Annotated in this window: 13 protein-coding genes; 4 read left to right on the top strand and 9 right to left on the bottom strand. The window is 38.2% G+C overall.

Annotated features, from left to right (window positions below; translation table 11 throughout):
• Positions 1-27: 27 nt before the first annotated feature.
• Complete coding sequence (locus E2H97_RS10240; protein ID WP_133407044.1) at positions 28-312, top strand: VF530 family protein; 285 nt, start codon at positions 28-30, stop codon at positions 310-312.
• Positions 313-629: 317 nt separating this feature from the next.
• Here the strand turns inward: E2H97_RS10240 and E2H97_RS10230 are convergent, their stop codons facing one another.
• From E2H97_RS10230 to E2H97_RS10205, 7 genes are all read right to left on the bottom strand, one after another.
• Complete coding sequence (locus tag E2H97_RS10230) at positions 630-944, bottom strand: hypothetical protein (RefSeq protein ID WP_133407043.1); 315 nt, start codon at positions 942-944, stop codon at positions 630-632.
• Between the two features lie 4 nt (positions 945-948).
• Positions 949-1,116, bottom strand: a complete 168-nt coding sequence (locus E2H97_RS18805) for a hypothetical protein (RefSeq protein ID WP_170308285.1) — start codon at positions 1,114-1,116, stop codon at positions 949-951.
• Entirely contained in the window at positions 1,109-3,715 is a 2,607-nt protein-coding gene (locus E2H97_RS10225; protein WP_133407042.1) for a hypothetical protein, read from the bottom strand. The genes E2H97_RS18805 and E2H97_RS10225 overlap by 8 nt, the downstream gene beginning before the upstream one ends.
• Positions 3,700-4,005, bottom strand: a complete 306-nt coding sequence (locus E2H97_RS10220; protein ID WP_133407041.1) for a hypothetical protein — start codon at positions 4,003-4,005, stop codon at positions 3,700-3,702. Before E2H97_RS10220 ends, E2H97_RS10225 begins: the two co-directional genes overlap by 16 nt.
• 238 nt (positions 4,006-4,243) lie before the next feature.
• A complete protein-coding gene (locus tag E2H97_RS10215) occupies positions 4,244-6,244 on the bottom strand; it encodes a PKD domain-containing protein (RefSeq protein ID WP_133407040.1) in 2,001 nt (666 codons plus the stop codon).
• A gap of 242 nt (positions 6,245-6,486) precedes the next feature.
• The gene (locus E2H97_RS10210; RefSeq protein WP_133407039.1) at positions 6,487-8,511 is read right to left on the bottom strand and encodes a methyl-accepting chemotaxis protein; all 2,025 of its coding nucleotides are present in this window, start codon (positions 8,509-8,511) and stop codon (positions 6,487-6,489) included.
• Between the two features lie 255 nt (positions 8,512-8,766).
• Complete coding sequence (locus E2H97_RS10205) at positions 8,767-10,017, bottom strand: tyrosine-type recombinase/integrase (RefSeq protein ID WP_218938210.1); 1,251 nt, start codon at positions 10,015-10,017, stop codon at positions 8,767-8,769.
• Positions 10,018-10,772: 755 nt separating this feature from the next.
• Between E2H97_RS10205 and E2H97_RS10200 the strand changes: the two genes are divergently transcribed.
• Together E2H97_RS10200 and E2H97_RS10195 are read left to right on the top strand one after the other, a co-directional pair.
• The gene (locus tag E2H97_RS10200) at positions 10,773-12,515 is read left to right on the top strand and encodes a hypothetical protein (protein ID WP_133407038.1); all 1,743 of its coding nucleotides are present in this window, start codon (positions 10,773-10,775) and stop codon (positions 12,513-12,515) included.
• Positions 12,499-14,202 (top strand): hypothetical protein, encoded by a 1,704-nt coding sequence (locus E2H97_RS10195; RefSeq protein ID WP_133407037.1) that lies wholly within the window; start codon positions 12,499-12,501, stop codon positions 14,200-14,202. Before E2H97_RS10200 ends, E2H97_RS10195 begins: the two co-directional genes overlap by 17 nt.
• A gap of 201 nt (positions 14,203-14,403) precedes the next feature.
• On the opposite strand, the gene E2H97_RS10190 is transcribed toward E2H97_RS10195, so the two are convergent.
• Positions 14,404-14,625: a helix-turn-helix domain-containing protein gene (locus E2H97_RS10190; protein ID WP_170308284.1), complete on the bottom strand. Its 222-nt coding sequence runs from the start codon at positions 14,623-14,625 to the stop codon at positions 14,404-14,406.
• Positions 14,626-14,808: 183 nt separating this feature from the next.
• Between E2H97_RS10190 and E2H97_RS10185 the strand changes: the two genes are divergently transcribed.
• Positions 14,809-15,117 (top strand): hypothetical protein, encoded by a 309-nt coding sequence (locus tag E2H97_RS10185; RefSeq protein ID WP_133407035.1) that lies wholly within the window; start codon positions 14,809-14,811, stop codon positions 15,115-15,117.
• Positions 15,118-15,350: 233 nt separating this feature from the next.
• On the opposite strand, the gene E2H97_RS10180 is transcribed toward E2H97_RS10185, so the two are convergent.
• Complete coding sequence (locus E2H97_RS10180; RefSeq protein WP_133407034.1) at positions 15,351-15,785, bottom strand: replication/maintenance protein RepL; 435 nt, start codon at positions 15,783-15,785, stop codon at positions 15,351-15,353.
• Between the last annotated feature and the right edge of the window lie 407 nt (positions 15,786-16,192).

The raw sequence follows: 16,192 nt of genomic DNA, 5'->3' as shown, positions 1-16,192 counted from the left end.
CTCAATTGTTATTGCTTTGAGACACCTATGAATCAACAACCAAATAATCCCCTTCACGGTATAAAACTAGAGAGCTTGCTAGTAAAACTTCACGAAAAATATGGCTGGAGTGGGCTTGCTCAGAGAGTAAACATTAATTGCTTTAAAAGCGATCCTTCCATCAAGTCTTCCCTTAAATTTTTGCGCAAACAACAGTGGGCGAGAGATAAAGTCGAGCAGCTTTATATTGATACCTTTTGTGGAGAGGTGAAAAAGCCTAAATCTGAAACGCCGTTACCAGGTTCACCTTGGGCGAATAGTAGGATTAAGTAGGAAGTAGTTGTCATGCCTACGATGGCAGGCATCTAATGCATTTATTGTATTAGCTATGGTTTAATACTCTCTTAAAATTGATGTGAAAGTGTTCTGGTCTAATGGAACTGGACATTGAAATCAGTCCTGCTGGGGTGCGTTATATATGGCTGCGAGAAAATATGAATACAGCGGCATTAAGGCTGGCTAAATTAGATTTACTCCCCAAGTCAGCATAAGTTGCTAACTTGGGTGGAGATTGCTAGTGTTAATACGTCAAAGTCGCTCGGTAATTATACCGTCAGTCTCCCTTGGTAATCACACTAGTACAAATAAAACTACTTGGGGGTGTTACCGCCTTTAGAAAGGCTAAGCGTTGCTTCAAGCAATCGCTTTTCTTCAGGTGATAAATCAGCTAAAACATTCTCAATATTTTTTCTGTAGTTACTCAAAGATTTTTTATCGCTTGCGATAGCTGTATCGAGCGTTTTTTCATATTTCAGCAATAACTGATTTATCTTCTGAGAGTTTTTCATATTTTCTTGGTGCCCACTATATCCAAGGTATAACAGGCAGAAAACAGCAAAAACAACAGGAATGTTAATTTCAAATGTAAACAGTGATTGTTTGTTTGGCTTTTCGTTATTTGGCATCAGTTTAGTCCTTAGTTAATGACCATTTAAGCTTTATTCTTTCCATGGTTTGTATTGCTTTCAATGTTTCAGCTTCTTGATTGATGTGCATCACTTGAAAAGCCGACCACACCAGTGCAAATAACACGAAATTTACAATATTTTCTGACAGTATTTTTTTTATTTTATTCACTAAGTACTCCCTTACAGTTTTTGATCGGCTTTAACTGGTAATTATTAGTATTAACTGCGCTTGCTAAAGAGGAGGCCATGATATTGGGTGCTGCAAAGCATTGGTAACTCTCTGAGCGATTCATTTGTATTAGCACCAAGTTCTTATTACCAGCTCTCTTTAACTCATTTACAGCATTGAGCAAACGCGTTTGTGAATTGATGACAGTTTTAATCGATTTTTCGAGTTTACTGATGGCTGATTCTCGCATGAAGCTACCATTCGACAAGCTCAATAGGTAATCACCATTTTCATAATTATCAACAAATGTTTTCGCTATACCAATAATATCAGGGTTATAAAAAAACCTTTGTTCAGCCAATAAGGCCAGATCTTTGTTTTCTAAAAAATTAGGCATAGTGACTTTATTCACTTTGCCATTTTTTAAGTTCAGGCCGAGAAATGCACCAATGGTATGATCTCGTTTTAGCACTGTGATGTTTACATCAAAATGTTGAATGTTTCCTGCACCATAATAATTTGGAAGCCATGAGAAGTGTTTATACATAGCATCATCGTATGAGGTGACGAGGTTAAGTAGAGGTTTTTGCTGTTGGTGAACTTCAGATTCAGCTGAATTTCTAGAGTTGCTCTCAAACATTAAGCCTTGCAGTGCTTTTATCAATTCCCAGTCATGATACTTTTGATACAAGCCATTCTCGAAATCTAAAGCAACCCCAAAAAATACAGTCTTATTATATTCGGTGCTATTTCCTTCGTTAAATTTTTCAGCGAAGGAAGCCATCGCGTCTTGATAAGATCCTTTTTGCCCAATGGAACTCATAACAGGTAAGATAAAAGCAAGAATACTTAGCGCGCCTAATGCAACAAGGTGATAAGGTGCTTCTCGACTCAATAAATATCTACCAAACTTTATGCAGAGAACAAAAATGGCCAGAAAGCTCAAGATCACACTAAAGGGGAGAACGACTGCAAGTTTAACGGCGTCATTACCAATATCATACAGTGAACCGCCAGGAGAAAACGCCGCTACAGATGCCGTTGAGTTAATCATTCTAATGAATGAAATATTATCTTGCTGCGCTATCCAACGTTTAACATAGTCCCTCTCTGAAATAGCAGGAGAAAAACCATTAATATAAAACGTCCCAAGTGAACGTCTGGCTACGCTGTTTATTTTTTTATGTTGGGCGAAGGCTATTTTGTCTAGAGACTTTTCATTAATTTTGAATTGAGACGATGCCAAATAATTTTTCCAAACTTTTGCAAGCTGATCACGATATTTGGCGGTCAATATTTCAGAAATAAGCGCAGTATTATTCAGTTGCCAATCGCTAGGTAAATCAACTCCTTTCGATTTGAACTTCTTAATTACAAGCTTTCTCGCTTCTTCTGATATTACAAACTCTTCAAATTTCTGATGTTCTCCTACACCATAATCAAGTTTTAACCAGCGTTTTCGCCCTTTTTGTAGCATTTGTAAAATGCGTTCTTCAGTTCCATACGTGCTAAATTCAATATCTTCTGGTTTTACTAATATCCCTAAAGATTCTCCACTTTCATATTTGAGGTTATTGAAGTAATCTGCATGGTACATTTCAACTTGAGCTTCACAATCTAGGTTACAACCTCTACTTCGGTGTTGATCTTTAAATTCATGGTGTCGCTTTCTAAGCATGTCATTTTTTGATAACTGCTTGTAATCTTTTCTAGCACTGGCGTATCTCTCAGCATAAGAATCCCAGTGCATCTGAATTTCATCATTGATCGCGTTAACTAACGCTTGTTGCTCTTGTAAAATGGAAGCTCTGTCATTGAGCTTATCTAGTGCGACTCTATGTTTTTTTTGAGCAGCCCGATACTTATTAAATTCATCTTGGTAAACCCTATCGAATGCTCTCAACTTGGGTAAACCTGCTTGAGCAAACTGCTGTTTTTGATGGTTTCTTAAAAAAGTATCTGCAATGTTCTCCATGTTTTGTTCAATTAACTTATTAAAGCTATTGGAGAAGTATGCCAGTGACGGGATTAGGGCTAAAACCAGTTTTCTTTTTTCTGAGTTTGAAACGAGCTGGTTAAACTTATCAGCACCATCAATTTGTATCGCGCCAGATAAATATCCTTCTTTGTATATTATGGCTCTTACAGCATTTAATCTGCCGTTGTTGTCTGTATTGTGCACAATACCATCAACAACTAACCTGAGCGCAGGTATTAAAGCCATCCATATAAGGAAAAAAACTAAAGGTCTTGCTAACCATTTTGCTTTGAGTGCTTGTTTTTCGGTAAGCGGAACTGCCTTTTTTTCAGAGTGCAGAGCCTTAGCTTTTTCTTTATTGACATTAGGCGCGAAGCGCCAAAGTGGAAATGAACTTACAATAGCTAACGCAAGACCGAAACTGGAAAGCGTTCGTCCAAATAAATCAAGATTGTGAATGGCTTCAGTTTTCTCTGAGAATACCGTTTCTACAGGTTGTGAATACAATTCAATTAGTAGAAGGTTTAAGGCTAGTTCTAGTCCTACATAGACCAAGAAACATAAAAAAAGGAAAACAAGTTTTCCCTGAAATTTGAAACCACTGTTTACTTGTTTTTCCATTTTAGCCTCACAGTTTCTTCTTTTTCTATCTCAGCTTTAGTCGTAGTAGCTCGCTTCACACAATATTTATATAGTTCATGCTCTTTAGTGATTTTCTTACACCTATCAACGGTCATAGCAGTTTTGTTGTTTTTGATGGAAGCCCCTTGGCCAGAAGTGGCGTTAGGTTCGGTAGGCATGATATTGATTTTTGTCGTTGATTTTTCAGGGCTTGACGAGCAAGCCTGTAACATCAAAAGTACGCAAATCGGAATTACCATTTTCACAATGGTAAATAATGAAGGTTGCATATGGACATTCCCTGTTTAATGACTGTAAAGCTGTTTAAATTACGGCGCTGTAATTTAAGAGTTGCACTATTACTAATAGTCAAAAATTATTCTAGTTTGAGCAATAATTTATCGAATAATTCTCACATGTCAATTTTTTAATTTAATCAATGGGTAAGGGGAGTTTTAGCTCTTGGGGTTAGTCATAAGGAAGTAGCAAACACCACTTCCTTTAATCTTGATTGAGGTAATCAAAATACTAGTGAAGACGTTTTCTACGAACTAGTGCTAATGCCAGTAAAGGCAGTGTGAATATCCAGCCCATTGAGCCACCGCCTGACGATTTTCCACTGTCATTGTTGCCACCATCGTTACCAGTAGTTGGAGCGACATTCTTAACTGTAACGCTAACCGTTGTTTCAACTGAATCTTTACCATCACTTGCCGTTACTTTGAAAGTCAATGTAGTGTCAGCAGTAACATCAGGAGCAGTAAATTTAACGGTTTTTGTATCAGCACCAGTTAAAGTAACAGTAGAACCACTTGTTTGAGTCCACTGGTAAGTAATAGCATCACCATCAGCATCAGTTGCATTTGCAGTTAAAGAAACACTTGTTTTCTCATTTACACTAACATTTGCAATGTTATCTAAAACAGGTTTTGCATTTGTTTTAGGCTGAATCGTAACAGTTACTGTTTTAGCAGGTGAAAATACACCATCACTTACACCAACTCTAAATGTTAATACTTCTTCTTTTTTAACATTTGGAGCTACGAAAGTTGCCTTTGCTTTGTTTCCATCTTGCATGTCAACTTCTAATCCACCGATTTGAAGCCAAACAACAACCAAATTATCATTATCTGCATCTGTACCTTTAGAATCAAGAGTTACAGTATCACCTGAATTGACAACTTGATTTTCAGCACCGATTACAGGGTTGTGAACGGTTTTATCTGAAAATTGCAATTTTTCAATATTATGTAAAGTATCTAAACCCTCACTTCCAGTTTTAGCACTAACTTCAAAAGTAGTCTCACCATCTGAAACAATAGTGTAGTTTGCAAGCTCACCATCATAAACAGCGGTATCAATACCCTCGCCACCATCTAAAGTGTCATCACCACCAAGACCTCTTAACTTATCATCACCTTTGACACCTGAAATCTCATTATCTAGCTTGTTGCCGATCAATTCATCACTATTTGAACCACCAATAACATTTTCAATTTGTGCGTCAGGGTGCATAGTAAGGTTATTAAAATGCACACCTAGATAATTAGTATTTTCATCAAAAGCTGGACTAGGATTATGATTTGTTGCAATAGAGCTAAATGCATTAGGTCTTAAATCAACAATATTAGTTCGGGTAACATTTTCAAGTGAAATCGTATCATCCCCATTGGAATCAACAATCAACTGATGATAATCGTAATTGTTATCGAAAGCGTGAATAGTATTTCCAGAATTAACTTCTTGCTGTGATTTACCATATAAATGTTGTAAAGCAAGAATGTCCATTTTTCTTAAAGATGTTGGAGAAAAGGCATTAGGCTTGCTTTTTCTACCATTCAAATATTCAAGAGTTGTATAATAATAATTACTATATACCCCTAATTTTCTCTCGTCATTTTGACTATCAAAAGGGTGATCCAACCCTAAAATATGACCAAGCTCATGAAAAATAACTACGATGGCATTAGATCTATCATGTTTTAAATCAGTGAAAAACTGACCTCTCTGAGGGTCTAAAAGCTTTAAAACACTGCTTTCACTAAACTCAACATTCACAAGAAATGAAGCATCTAAATCATTTCTTGGTGGTTGCTCTGCTCCAGAGCCAGATGTTGGAGAAATACCAATTGCAAAATCAGCATCACTTAATACAAAAGTTTCTACAAAATTGACACCAACAGACTTTGAAATTGAAGTCATCACTTCTTTTACAGCTTTTTTTTCAAAATCGGCATATTCCCTTTCAACATAACCTGTAACATATCCAGTATCATCATTTCTAAAAATATATTTCACAGTTACAGGTGTACCCAATGGAGATTTGTAATTCCATCGTCTATCACCATTTTCAATTAATAATTCATCAAGGACAACCTGCTCTGAATAGGTTTCATCTTCTGGATATACATGTTGGGCAACAGTATCATTAGGCTTTGGAACTGCCGCCAATGTGCTTGCAGAAACGAACAAGCTTGAAGCTAGTAAAGCAATAGTGGTGACGTTGATTTTATTTTTTGATTGTGACATCAATAAATCCCTTTTGTGTCTAGAGGTTTCGGAGGTGGATGTACCCTCATAAACTATCCAGCTCCGTTGAATATGTATTACAAATTAACCCGTTACAGGCGGTGTGGCGTTTTATTGTACTTGATAATTTCTGGTGTAGATAGAATAAATTAGATAGTGATATCCATAGCTCTTGAATACCGACTCTTTATTGAGTGTTCAAAAGGAGTCGGTACAAGATATGAAAGTGTTACGTACGGAATTTACTTAAAATAACTGACTTTGTTAGAAAGTTCGTCAGAGAGTTTTTGCAATTCAGAGGCACTTTGAGTAGTGTCATGAGCAGCAGCGTAGTTATTCTCATTTAGCCCTGACACTTCATTTGTACTAGAGGCAATTTCTCCACTCACCTGTGCTTGTTCTTCAGAGGTCGCGGCAATAGCTTCTGCCATTTGCTCGATCTGATTCACTTGAGTTGCAATGCTTGTTAATGCCGTGCCTGTTTCTTCAGCTTGCTGATTAACTTCAACACTATATTCCTTACTCTCACTCATCAATTGCACAGCAATCTGAGTACTGCTTTGCAGCTGATTGATGATGTTTACAACTTCTTGAACAGATTGTTGAGTTCTAGCGGCAAGATTTCTAACCTCATCTGCTACTACGGCAAAACCTCTACCTTGCTCACCAGCTCTAGCTGCTTCGATTGCCGCATTTAGAGCTAGAAGGTTAGTTTGCTCTGCAATTTCATCAATAATTTTGGTCACGCTTTGAATGTTGTTACTTTCAGCTTCAACTTTCTGAATTGCGTCTGAAGAGGATTGAATTTGTCCACCCAAAGCAATGACTTTTTCACGCATTTCTTCAACAACTTTTGTGCCAGAGCGAGTGTCATTATTGGCCTCTCGAACACTTACTGCAATCGCCTCTACTTGTTCAGCAACACTTTGTGCAGACGAAGCCATTTCTTCTGTTGCTGTGGCAATATGCTCAATACGGGATTGAAGGGATTTTGATAAAGAAAGACTGCTTTCTGAATTTCCACGTGTTTGATCGGCTTGAGTCGCTAATGATGTACATGTGGATTTAATATGAGTGATTAGCTCATATAAACGTTCAGCCATGCTGCCGACAACCGCAGTCAATTGCATCATTTCGTTAGCTGATTGTTTGTCTCCGCCAGTGACTTTTAGGCTGACTTCACCAGCACCTAAGCGTTCCATATATTTGTGATTGGTTTGGATAGGAGAGAGAAGACGCCTTAATACAAAGCTCAAGACTACGATAACCGTTAGTGAGGCAACGATAGCAATTAAGAAAATAATAGCTAAAAGCTGCTTACTGCCTTCAGTAATTTCATCAACAAAAGTACCACCAGTGATGATCCAATTCCAACCAGGAACAAAAGCACTCACCATATACTTTTCACCAGATTGGCTTGCGTTAGTCTCGTTATAAAAAATGACTTTGCCAATTTTTGAAGGAAAGTCAGCAAAAGGTTTCTGTCCGTCAGATGTAGTCATTGATTGAATTTTTTGACCTAACAACTTGCTGTCTATGCTCATCAGATAGGTGCCTTCATTACCAGAAGCACCACTCAAAACCATACTTTGACCATTTTTACCCCATTCAACATCACGGATATTTTTAAAAATGGATTCGGTGGCTTTTTGAAGAGGAACAGCAGCAAAAGCAATGCCGTATATATCAGTGCCATTCGTTAGAGGGCGATAGTAAGAAAGGTAGCTTTTGCCAAACAGATTAACAATTGATGAGTATGATAACCCTGACATTAACTTTTGGTAGCCCGGATGATTTTTTCCAAGATATGTTCCAACAACCCGCTCGCCATTGTATTTTTTTAACGTGGTGATCACGCGAATAAAGTCGTTACCATCACGGACAAAAACTGTGGCGTCAGCTTCAGTGTTAGCTTTGAAACGGTCAACAATTGGAGTAAGAGAGGAGAGTGGTCTTCCTTCAATTTCTAAACGTTGTATTGATTTATCTTGTATTAAGTCCTGACCTTCAACTGGGTGTAATCCATAGAGGTATCCATCAATTAAAGCTCCTTCAAGATGTTCCACAGAAGAGAGATACGCATCATATTCTTCTTCGAGGGCATGAGCCAAAGTGTCTATTGTACTTTGATGATCATTTAAGGTTTGCTCCAAATAAAGTGAGCGAGCTTGGGTATAAATTAACGATGCAGTTATAAAAAATGCACCTGCGATAAGAACCGCTATGACTAGCTGGATCTGAAAAGCAATACTTCTATTTTTAAACATAATTATTTCAAGGTAGGTAGAGGTTAAATTGATTTATTTGTCTTATCAATATGATTTTATTGGGTTATTTGTGTGAGGATCATTTCATTTTTGGTGAGAAATGTCGATTTAAAACAAAAAAGCAGTCGATTTGACAGTGTCTATATCTTTTTACAAATGATAAATTTATGCCTCTTTAACTTAGAGGTTGAATTGGTTTTTCACTCGCTTTAATCCAGTGGTTTAAGATTCAAAGCGAGCCTATTATTTGTTGAGTCACTGCCTTTGAGCTGAGGCGGCAGACAAATTCTTACAATCAAAAACCTGATACGGTCCAACGGCATGTTTGCTGATGTGATCGCTCCACCATTGCATGATTTTTTTTCTTTTCTTGAAATAGGTTGTGCGCTTATAAGCGGCACGGATTTTATTGGGTTCTACGTGGGCTAAGGCGGCGTCCACTGCTTCAGGATGGAAACCCTTTTCATTCAGTGTTGTGCTGGCCAGAGATCTAAAGCCGTGTGCAGTTGTTTTGTTTCTGAGTCCCATTCTGCCTAGTGCTTTGTTGATAGTTTCGGAATCGGTAGCTTGTCGATATTTGTATCTGGATGGAAAGACATGTTCAAGGTGACCGCTTAATGGTTTAACTGCTTTTAAGATAGCTATAGCTTGTTTGGTCAATGGAACCTTGTGCTCTCGGTTCATTTTCATTCGTTCTGGTGGAATCACCCATACCGCTTTTTCTATATCTAATTCACACCATTTTGTGCCTGCGGCTTCTGCTGGGCGAACCATGGTATGCAGTTGCCATTCAATTAGGCATCGAGTACCGAAGTAAATATTGGCGCTGGCGATAGCTTGCATCAGCTCTTTGATATCATCGGGTTCCATTGCTCGAAGATGAGTCACTTTAGGTTTGCGAAAGACTTTATTGATCCCCACCAATGGATTGAAATGGATCAAGCCGCTGTTTACTGCATAGTTCATTACTTCATTCATGAGTTGACCACAACGCTTGACCATTTCTAGTTTGCCTTGTGCTTCAACAGGCCTAAGAACTTGGATTGCTATTGGGGCGGTGATTTCTTTTATTGGTATTGAGCCAAGGGTAGGGAACACGTAGTTTTCTAGTTTGCGCCAATTATCTGAAATGGTTTTAGGCTTTAGATGGCCATCTTTTGTTGATTTCCATTGCTGGGCTAGGGCTTTAAAGGTATCAAATTGTTTTTGAAGTTGTTTCAGTTTTTCTTTTTCACGGTGTACTTGTGGGTCAATACCATCGATTAACAGTCTCCGCATTTCTTGTGCCTTTGATCTTGCATCAGCAAGAGAAACATCGGTAACAGAACCAAGGCCAATGCAAGCTTTATTCTTGTTTGTGGGGCGAGTATATCTGAACTCCCAAAACTTGGTCTGGTTTGGTTTCACATATATATATAAGCCACCACCATCTGATTTCCTTATCGCTTTGCCCGTAGACTTTAGATGTTCAACCGATTTTGCAGAAAGCTTATTGATAATAGGCATAACTCCTCCGGTATGTAACTGTTCAAGAGTATTTTAGAGCACTTAATTTGTTACATACTTTGATGGAATTATTATTTTAAAACAGATGGGTATTCTACTTTCACTCATTAAAAATCAAGTGAAAAATTCGATTCAGAACTCAAGAAAGTATGTAACTACGAATCGGTTTTTGATTTAATCACATACTCAGTTACACACGCAAATCGTGGAACAGTCTGGAAGAGTTTGGACTGGTTTGGACACTAACTGCTTGTTTAAGCTGAATTTTAGGCATAAAAAAAGACGTGCTTGGACGTCTCTAGTATGGAATTTGGCGGTGAGGGAGGGATTCACAAGCTGTTAACATAACCCTTCTAACACATTGATTTTACGTACTCATTATACAACATTTTTTCACAATGTGACAGAGTTTTGTGGCAGAGCAGTAACTGAATGCATCGATAATAATTGAGGAGTTGAACTCTAAGGAGTGCACCTTCGTGGGTGTCATTTTTATGCGATCAGTTTCCTCAATCTAATGATCCAGAAACAAAATTAAGGTTATTCTTTTGCTACATTTCGAGCTACTCAGAGTGGTAAATGTTGTAGAGTAATAAAGAATCATACTGAATTGCCTTCGATTTTTCTCTAGCTGACTATCTTCTGGCCCAAAACGTTTTAGATCATCTCCTGTTTTTAGCTCAACTGCCTTTTAATTTGACCTAAGTGTCCTTATACAGCAAAGTGTTAAATGGTTGTTGAGATAGGGACGTAGAATGTCATTAGAAGGAACAAAAACTCGGTTACTAGTTGCAAGTGAAGTGGCAGAAGAGCTGCTTACTCAGGTTGATGAGTTGTATGTCGAGGAAATACGGTCTGAGGAGAAGACCTTGGAAGATGCGCTGTCTCAGCTGCACAACGCAGGAGATATTGATCTTATTGAAATAATAAGAGGAGTTGATAAAAGCTCCTACGGGTACGATTTTTTTACCATTCTGCATGCCTTTGAAAGCGTGCTACCTTCACTAGATGCAAGCGTCGAAGATGTCCTGCACTGTCTGCTTCATCTTACGCAGCAGGCTGGCAGAGATTTGGCTGTTGGCGGAATCTATAGTGTCTTTGAACGTTTCTGTAGCATGGAAGAGCATCGCTCCAGCGATAGCATTAGATTTATCCTTGCACAAAGAGAGCTAAGTGCATATGCCCCTTTTCTTTCAAGCTCAATCCTTGCATACGGCTCTGATCGTGTGAGCGATGCTATCCAAAAGACAGAAAACCTAATTGCTAGTAGAAATGAGATTGTCAGAAGCCAAGCTTATTATGCTTTGGGAAGACTTAAGGTAGGTGAAATGCAGGCCAATGTCATTTGGGAGCTACTTAGCGGTAGTGCCAGTGGCGAACGTGAAAGTTGCTGCTGTGCTTCGATACTGCGATCAACAATTAGCTTTGGTGATGCATTCCCATCTTACTGGTCACAGATTGAAGATTTCCTACTTACATTTGTTGAGGGAGCTCCTCCAGAGGTTCTCTATGAAATATCACATATTCTTGCCTTTCAGCGAATCGACCTACCTAAGGGTGTTCTAAAGCTCCTGGTAAAGCAGTTAGCCAATGTATCCCCTGAGCACAAAGGCATTATAGGTAATGTCGACCACTTATTGGTCAATCTAGTTGAGAAGGGAGCCTCATCCCTTGCCCTAAAGCTATTAGAATCGATTTTGACTGTGGGCGTGAAGTTCCCTCAATTGGATTATTTTTCCAGAGAACTATTAAGCAAGCACCACAAGCTACTTAATCACATCGTGACAAAGTGGTTTTTGTCTGGTGATTCCACACTTTGTCACGGTGTTTTAGATCTACTTCATGACGTTACGGGCAAGGATGTCGAGTTAGAAGCTGAAATGGCATTGCTAGGTGATGAAGTGAAGAAAAAATTTGTGAGCCATAAGGCTGTCGGTTGGCTGTTCACTCGCCCTGTAGCGGCGGCAAGCTTCATTTTATCTATTTACGAAATTGCTTTGAGAACTACACGTAAAGAGCTTAAGCAGGTTTTATATGACCCCTTGCTTTTAAGTTATCCAGGGGAGCTCAAGCGATTCTTCCAGTCGTGCATTGATAAAGGCTTTCAAGCACACCCATGTGATCAGTTGCTTGAAAGGCTTCAGGCTTATCATTCTGATATTGAGAAAGTCTCTGAGCTAAAAGAGTTGACGGCACCAAGAGAAAACATAAGCGTTTATTGGAAAGAGTCCAGCAAGAGTATGCAGGCAGCCTACGAAGATGCATCAAGAGGATCGATTATCGATCTGATAGCAACGAAGCAGACGCTATTATACGGTAATAGCTCAATTTACTACATACATAGGGCAGATGGAGAGCAAGTGCGACAAGAGATGCAAATGCAGTCTTTTTCCCATTCGACTGAAATGCCAAGGTTAAATGTCTTAGACCCTGAGTCACTAGATTACATTTTACGAGTTTACCGTTGTGAGAGAATGAAGAATGAAGCTGATTCTTAAGCAGTATTTAGCCTCGTTGAGGGAGCGTCAGGAATTGGATGCGGTATTACCTGATCTATTGAGCAGTATGGGGATGAATGTTTTCATTTCACCTACTCGTGGAGTCAAAGAATACGGTGTTGATATAGCGGCTGTGGGGCAAGTAAATGATCAGGAAGAAAAAGTTTATTTGTTCTCTGTTAAGTCTGGAAACCTTACTCGTGAGACTTGGAATGGGAATGCAGACCAAGCTCTGAGACCCTCATTAGATGAGATTCAAGACTCATTCATCCATAGTCGCCTACCGCCTGAACATAGGGATAAAAAAATAGTCATCTGCTTATGCTTTGGTGGGGATGTTAACTCAGGAATTAGGCAAGAGGTCTCTGGCTATGAAGATCGGAATACGCGAGACAATATTTCTTTTGAAGAGTGGAATGGCGATAAGCTGTCAGAGCTTATTCAACAGTATTTGCTGAAGGAGGATCTGCTGCCTAGCTCCAGTCAGGCTTTATTAAGAAAGTCTTTGGCTTTACTTGAAGAGCCCGAGAGTTCAAGCAAACACTTCTTATTATTGATTGATGAAGTTTTGTCAAATGCAACTGATGCCAATTCTATTGCATCGTCCATAACTCGGATTAACGTTTGTTTATGGGTTTTATTTTCATGGTGTCGTGACGGTGGGAATTTAGAAGCTGCATATCTTTCATCGGAGCGAGCATTACTACTGGCTTGGGATAAAGCTAAAGAACACTACACAGGAAGGAACAAGTCCTCAAAATCATTCGATAGTATTTTGGATACTTATCAACAAATTACTGACTGTTATGTGGACCGATGTTTAATTCCATATGTTGGACTTAAATATGCGCTCTCTCATGCAGTTCATTCGCCATGTTCTATTGATGTAAACATTAAGCTTTTTGATGTACTAGGGCGCTTGGCCGTCAAAGGTCATTGGATTTTGGATTCACTCTCTAAGAGTTATACTGAAAAACCACCAACTGATGGGGAGAGTGAAGAGCAGGAAAGGTTACGGCTTCGACTCAGAGACGTAACTAGTGCAATTAGGCTCTTAGCTGTTAATAATCCAATATTGTTGTCTCCGTACAAAGACTCACAGGCAATTGATTTGGGCTTAACTTTAACTTTGCTTTCAAATGATTCAGAGCATGATGGTTTTGTGCAAAGTTGGCTCTCAGAGATGGTTGATAAGTGTATTTTCACTTTCGAGTGTGATGGCATGTATCCAATAGTGCACAACTCTTATGAAAAGTTGCTAGAGCATAGAAATAAAGATAAGAACAACAGTAACTATAAGAATAAAGTTACGGAGGCTAGTGTCTTATACCCGCTATTAGCTGTTTTCTGTTCACTGTATAAACTAGACTCAGTAAGCCAAGATTTGGAGAACTTTGCCAAAGATAAACTTACACATAGCACGTTACAGTATTGGTATCCAAACCAAAGTAGTGAACAAGATATGTATTCTAATTCAAGTGTACATGGTTCTGCTTCAACAAACTTTCCAATGAATGGAAACGCGGCGCTAGAACACATAAAACAAGAGTGTGTCAATGCTGATTCGTTCAAGAGTATGTCAGCCGTTACTAAAGGTAAGGCTCCTTTAGTACTAACTGCTTGTCGCTGCTACCGATATCCAGTTCCTTTTCATTATCTCGAGGATTTGCTTAATGAATATGAGTAAATAGTAAAGTCAAGGCTTTATGCTCACTTTACGTAACTGAAATGCAATGATTTAGTACGGTATGATACTTTATTACTTCACTTCTTTTGTGAAAATGACTTTAAGAGCGAATCAATATGAAACTTCATTACCCTACTACAGTAGTGCATTTCAGTTGATTTCAATTGTGGGCATTAAAGTTTGCTTCGAGCCTTTGTAGGACTACTCTTTAACAAACTCAATCAAATCCTCAATTTTACAATCGAAATAGACACAGAGAGCGTTGAGTGTTTTGGTGGTACTACCGTAGCCCTTATTTTGAGCCATTTTTGACATTGCAGCACGTTGAACGCCAATTTCTCGGGCGACTTGGCTCAGTGTTATTTTTCTATTTTCATCTTTTGACTTTTTGCTTATCAATTCATTCAATTTGTATCGAATCATGATAGTCCTATTATCATAGTGTCACACCCTAAGACATTGGTTTAAAAATACTTCTTAATTGAATCATATATCAATTTACCCAAATTTAAACTTTTTAAATGTGTTTCTTGAAAAGATACAGATATGTGCTTTACTTAGTATTGAAAGTATCTAGTTAAGATACAGTATGTATGGAGTAATAATATGTATCCAATCTCGATCCATCTTACGAGCATATACCTCGATGCGTTAGCAAAGCACAACCCTAGTCTAGATTCCGATTATCTTCAATTGCCGGATTTGTGCAGTAATGCTGTTGAGCAAGCTAAACAGCGTATTGACGAATGGCAGGACTCTGAGCTGAATAAGGCCGACATGGAGTTGAGTTTAGCGCATGGTCTTAGCACAATGATTCATATGACCATTAAAGGTGAAGAGAGTTACACTATCGGACAGGCGGTGGATAAATTTGAACGTAGTATATTAAGAATGCAAAAAAATGCTGAGAATTGATTGTTATCGATAAAGTTAAGCTGAGTGGTATATAAATTCTATTGAAAGCCACAACCCTACTACTACAACTAAAAAGCTTCAAGGTGACAGCTTTCTACCTTGTAGTATGCTATCAGTTTGGGGCTAACTGTTAACGTCTTCATTGTGAATTTTATCGAATTCATCAACAAAACTGGGAAATACTTCTTCATCACGGTACATAGAACCGTGTCCAATGTAGGCTCTAAATCCTCCTACTGTTGAACATCACAAATAGGAAGTTCATGCATTTTCTGCTCTGCTACTTTGTGAGCATAATAAGCCTGAACGTCACCCTTTTTTTCTTTTAACCCTTTGAACACGAGGTATGGATTTATCATTATTTCAGTGGCGTCTAGCTCTATAATTGCATTTTTTTGTTTCAACGATCTTAACCGGTTTGAAAAAGTAGACTTCTTCATACTTAAGTGTTTAGTAATATCTTTCCTAACCTTGGTGGATAAATCTAATTTGTTAGAGTTAAACTGCATTTTTGTTGCAATGTGTTCTAATACGTAAATATCCGTCGTAGAGAGATTATGCAGCTTATAGTTGTCGACATAAACGGCTAAAAATGTTTCCGTGTTCTTCTGGATTTGCTGAGTTGGGTATTCCTGCGATCCGTAATGTTGTTGGCTGTTATCTTTCATGTTTGTGCTCCATCACATAGTTACATATTGGCAAGGTCACTGATGTTAGCCGATTTTTTACGAATGGTTCGAAGGTGTTAAAATTTTTTAACAAAGTTCATGCTTGGTGAACACTGCGCTTGATTTTTTGAACTGAATGAGCTGAAAGCCTTGCCTAGCTTGGCATAGAAAAGTATATAATAAGGGGTAGATCTTTTATATATGATCTATAACGTATATAGATATAACTAATCTTTTGTCGATTATGGTTTTAACTTGGTTTTAATCAACTCATTTTTCAGCAAAACTCCATTGACGCTCATTTGATGTTTATAGTTTGGTTTTAATCAACTGATTTTTTGATAAAACCTTAAGTCAAAGTTAATCACTAATAAAATCAACATTTTTTCAATACTTTCCGATTCACT

Source organism: Parashewanella tropica (genome assembly GCF_004358445.1).
Classification (GTDB): Bacteria; Pseudomonadota; Gammaproteobacteria; order Enterobacterales; family Shewanellaceae; genus Parashewanella; species Parashewanella tropica.
Note: the sequence above shows the minus strand (reverse complement) of the source record. Positions and strands in the feature narration are given on the sequence as shown.

Coding starts and splice junctions, on each gene's coding strand:
- E2H97_RS10200 (WP_133407038.1), top strand. CDS start 10,773: ATGTCATTAGAAGGAACAAAAACTCGGTTACTAGTTGCAAGTGAAGTG.
- E2H97_RS10215 (WP_133407040.1), bottom strand. CDS start 6,244: ATGTCACAATCAAAAAATAAAATCAACGTCACCACTATTGCTTTACTA.
- E2H97_RS10190 (WP_170308284.1), bottom strand. CDS start 14,625: ATGATTCGATACAAATTGAATGAATTGATAAGCAAAAAGTCAAAAGAT.
- E2H97_RS10180 (WP_133407034.1), bottom strand. CDS start 15,785: ATGAAAGATAACAGCCAACAACATTACGGATCGCAGGAATACCCAACT.
- E2H97_RS10230 (WP_133407043.1), bottom strand. CDS start 944: ATGCCAAATAACGAAAAGCCAAACAAACAATCACTGTTTACATTTGAA.
- E2H97_RS10240 (WP_133407044.1), top strand. CDS start 28: ATGAATCAACAACCAAATAATCCCCTTCACGGTATAAAACTAGAGAGC.
- E2H97_RS10210 (WP_133407039.1), bottom strand. CDS start 8,511: ATGTTTAAAAATAGAAGTATTGCTTTTCAGATCCAGCTAGTCATAGCG.
- E2H97_RS10185 (WP_133407035.1), top strand. CDS start 14,809: ATGTATCCAATCTCGATCCATCTTACGAGCATATACCTCGATGCGTTA.
- E2H97_RS10225 (WP_133407042.1), bottom strand. CDS start 3,715: ATGGAAAAACAAGTAAACAGTGGTTTCAAATTTCAGGGAAAACTTGTT.
- E2H97_RS10195 (WP_133407037.1), top strand. CDS start 12,499: ATGAAGCTGATTCTTAAGCAGTATTTAGCCTCGTTGAGGGAGCGTCAG.
- E2H97_RS10205 (WP_218938210.1), bottom strand. CDS start 10,017: ATGCCTATTATCAATAAGCTTTCTGCAAAATCGGTTGAACATCTAAAG.
- E2H97_RS10220 (WP_133407041.1), bottom strand. CDS start 4,005: ATGCAACCTTCATTATTTACCATTGTGAAAATGGTAATTCCGATTTGC.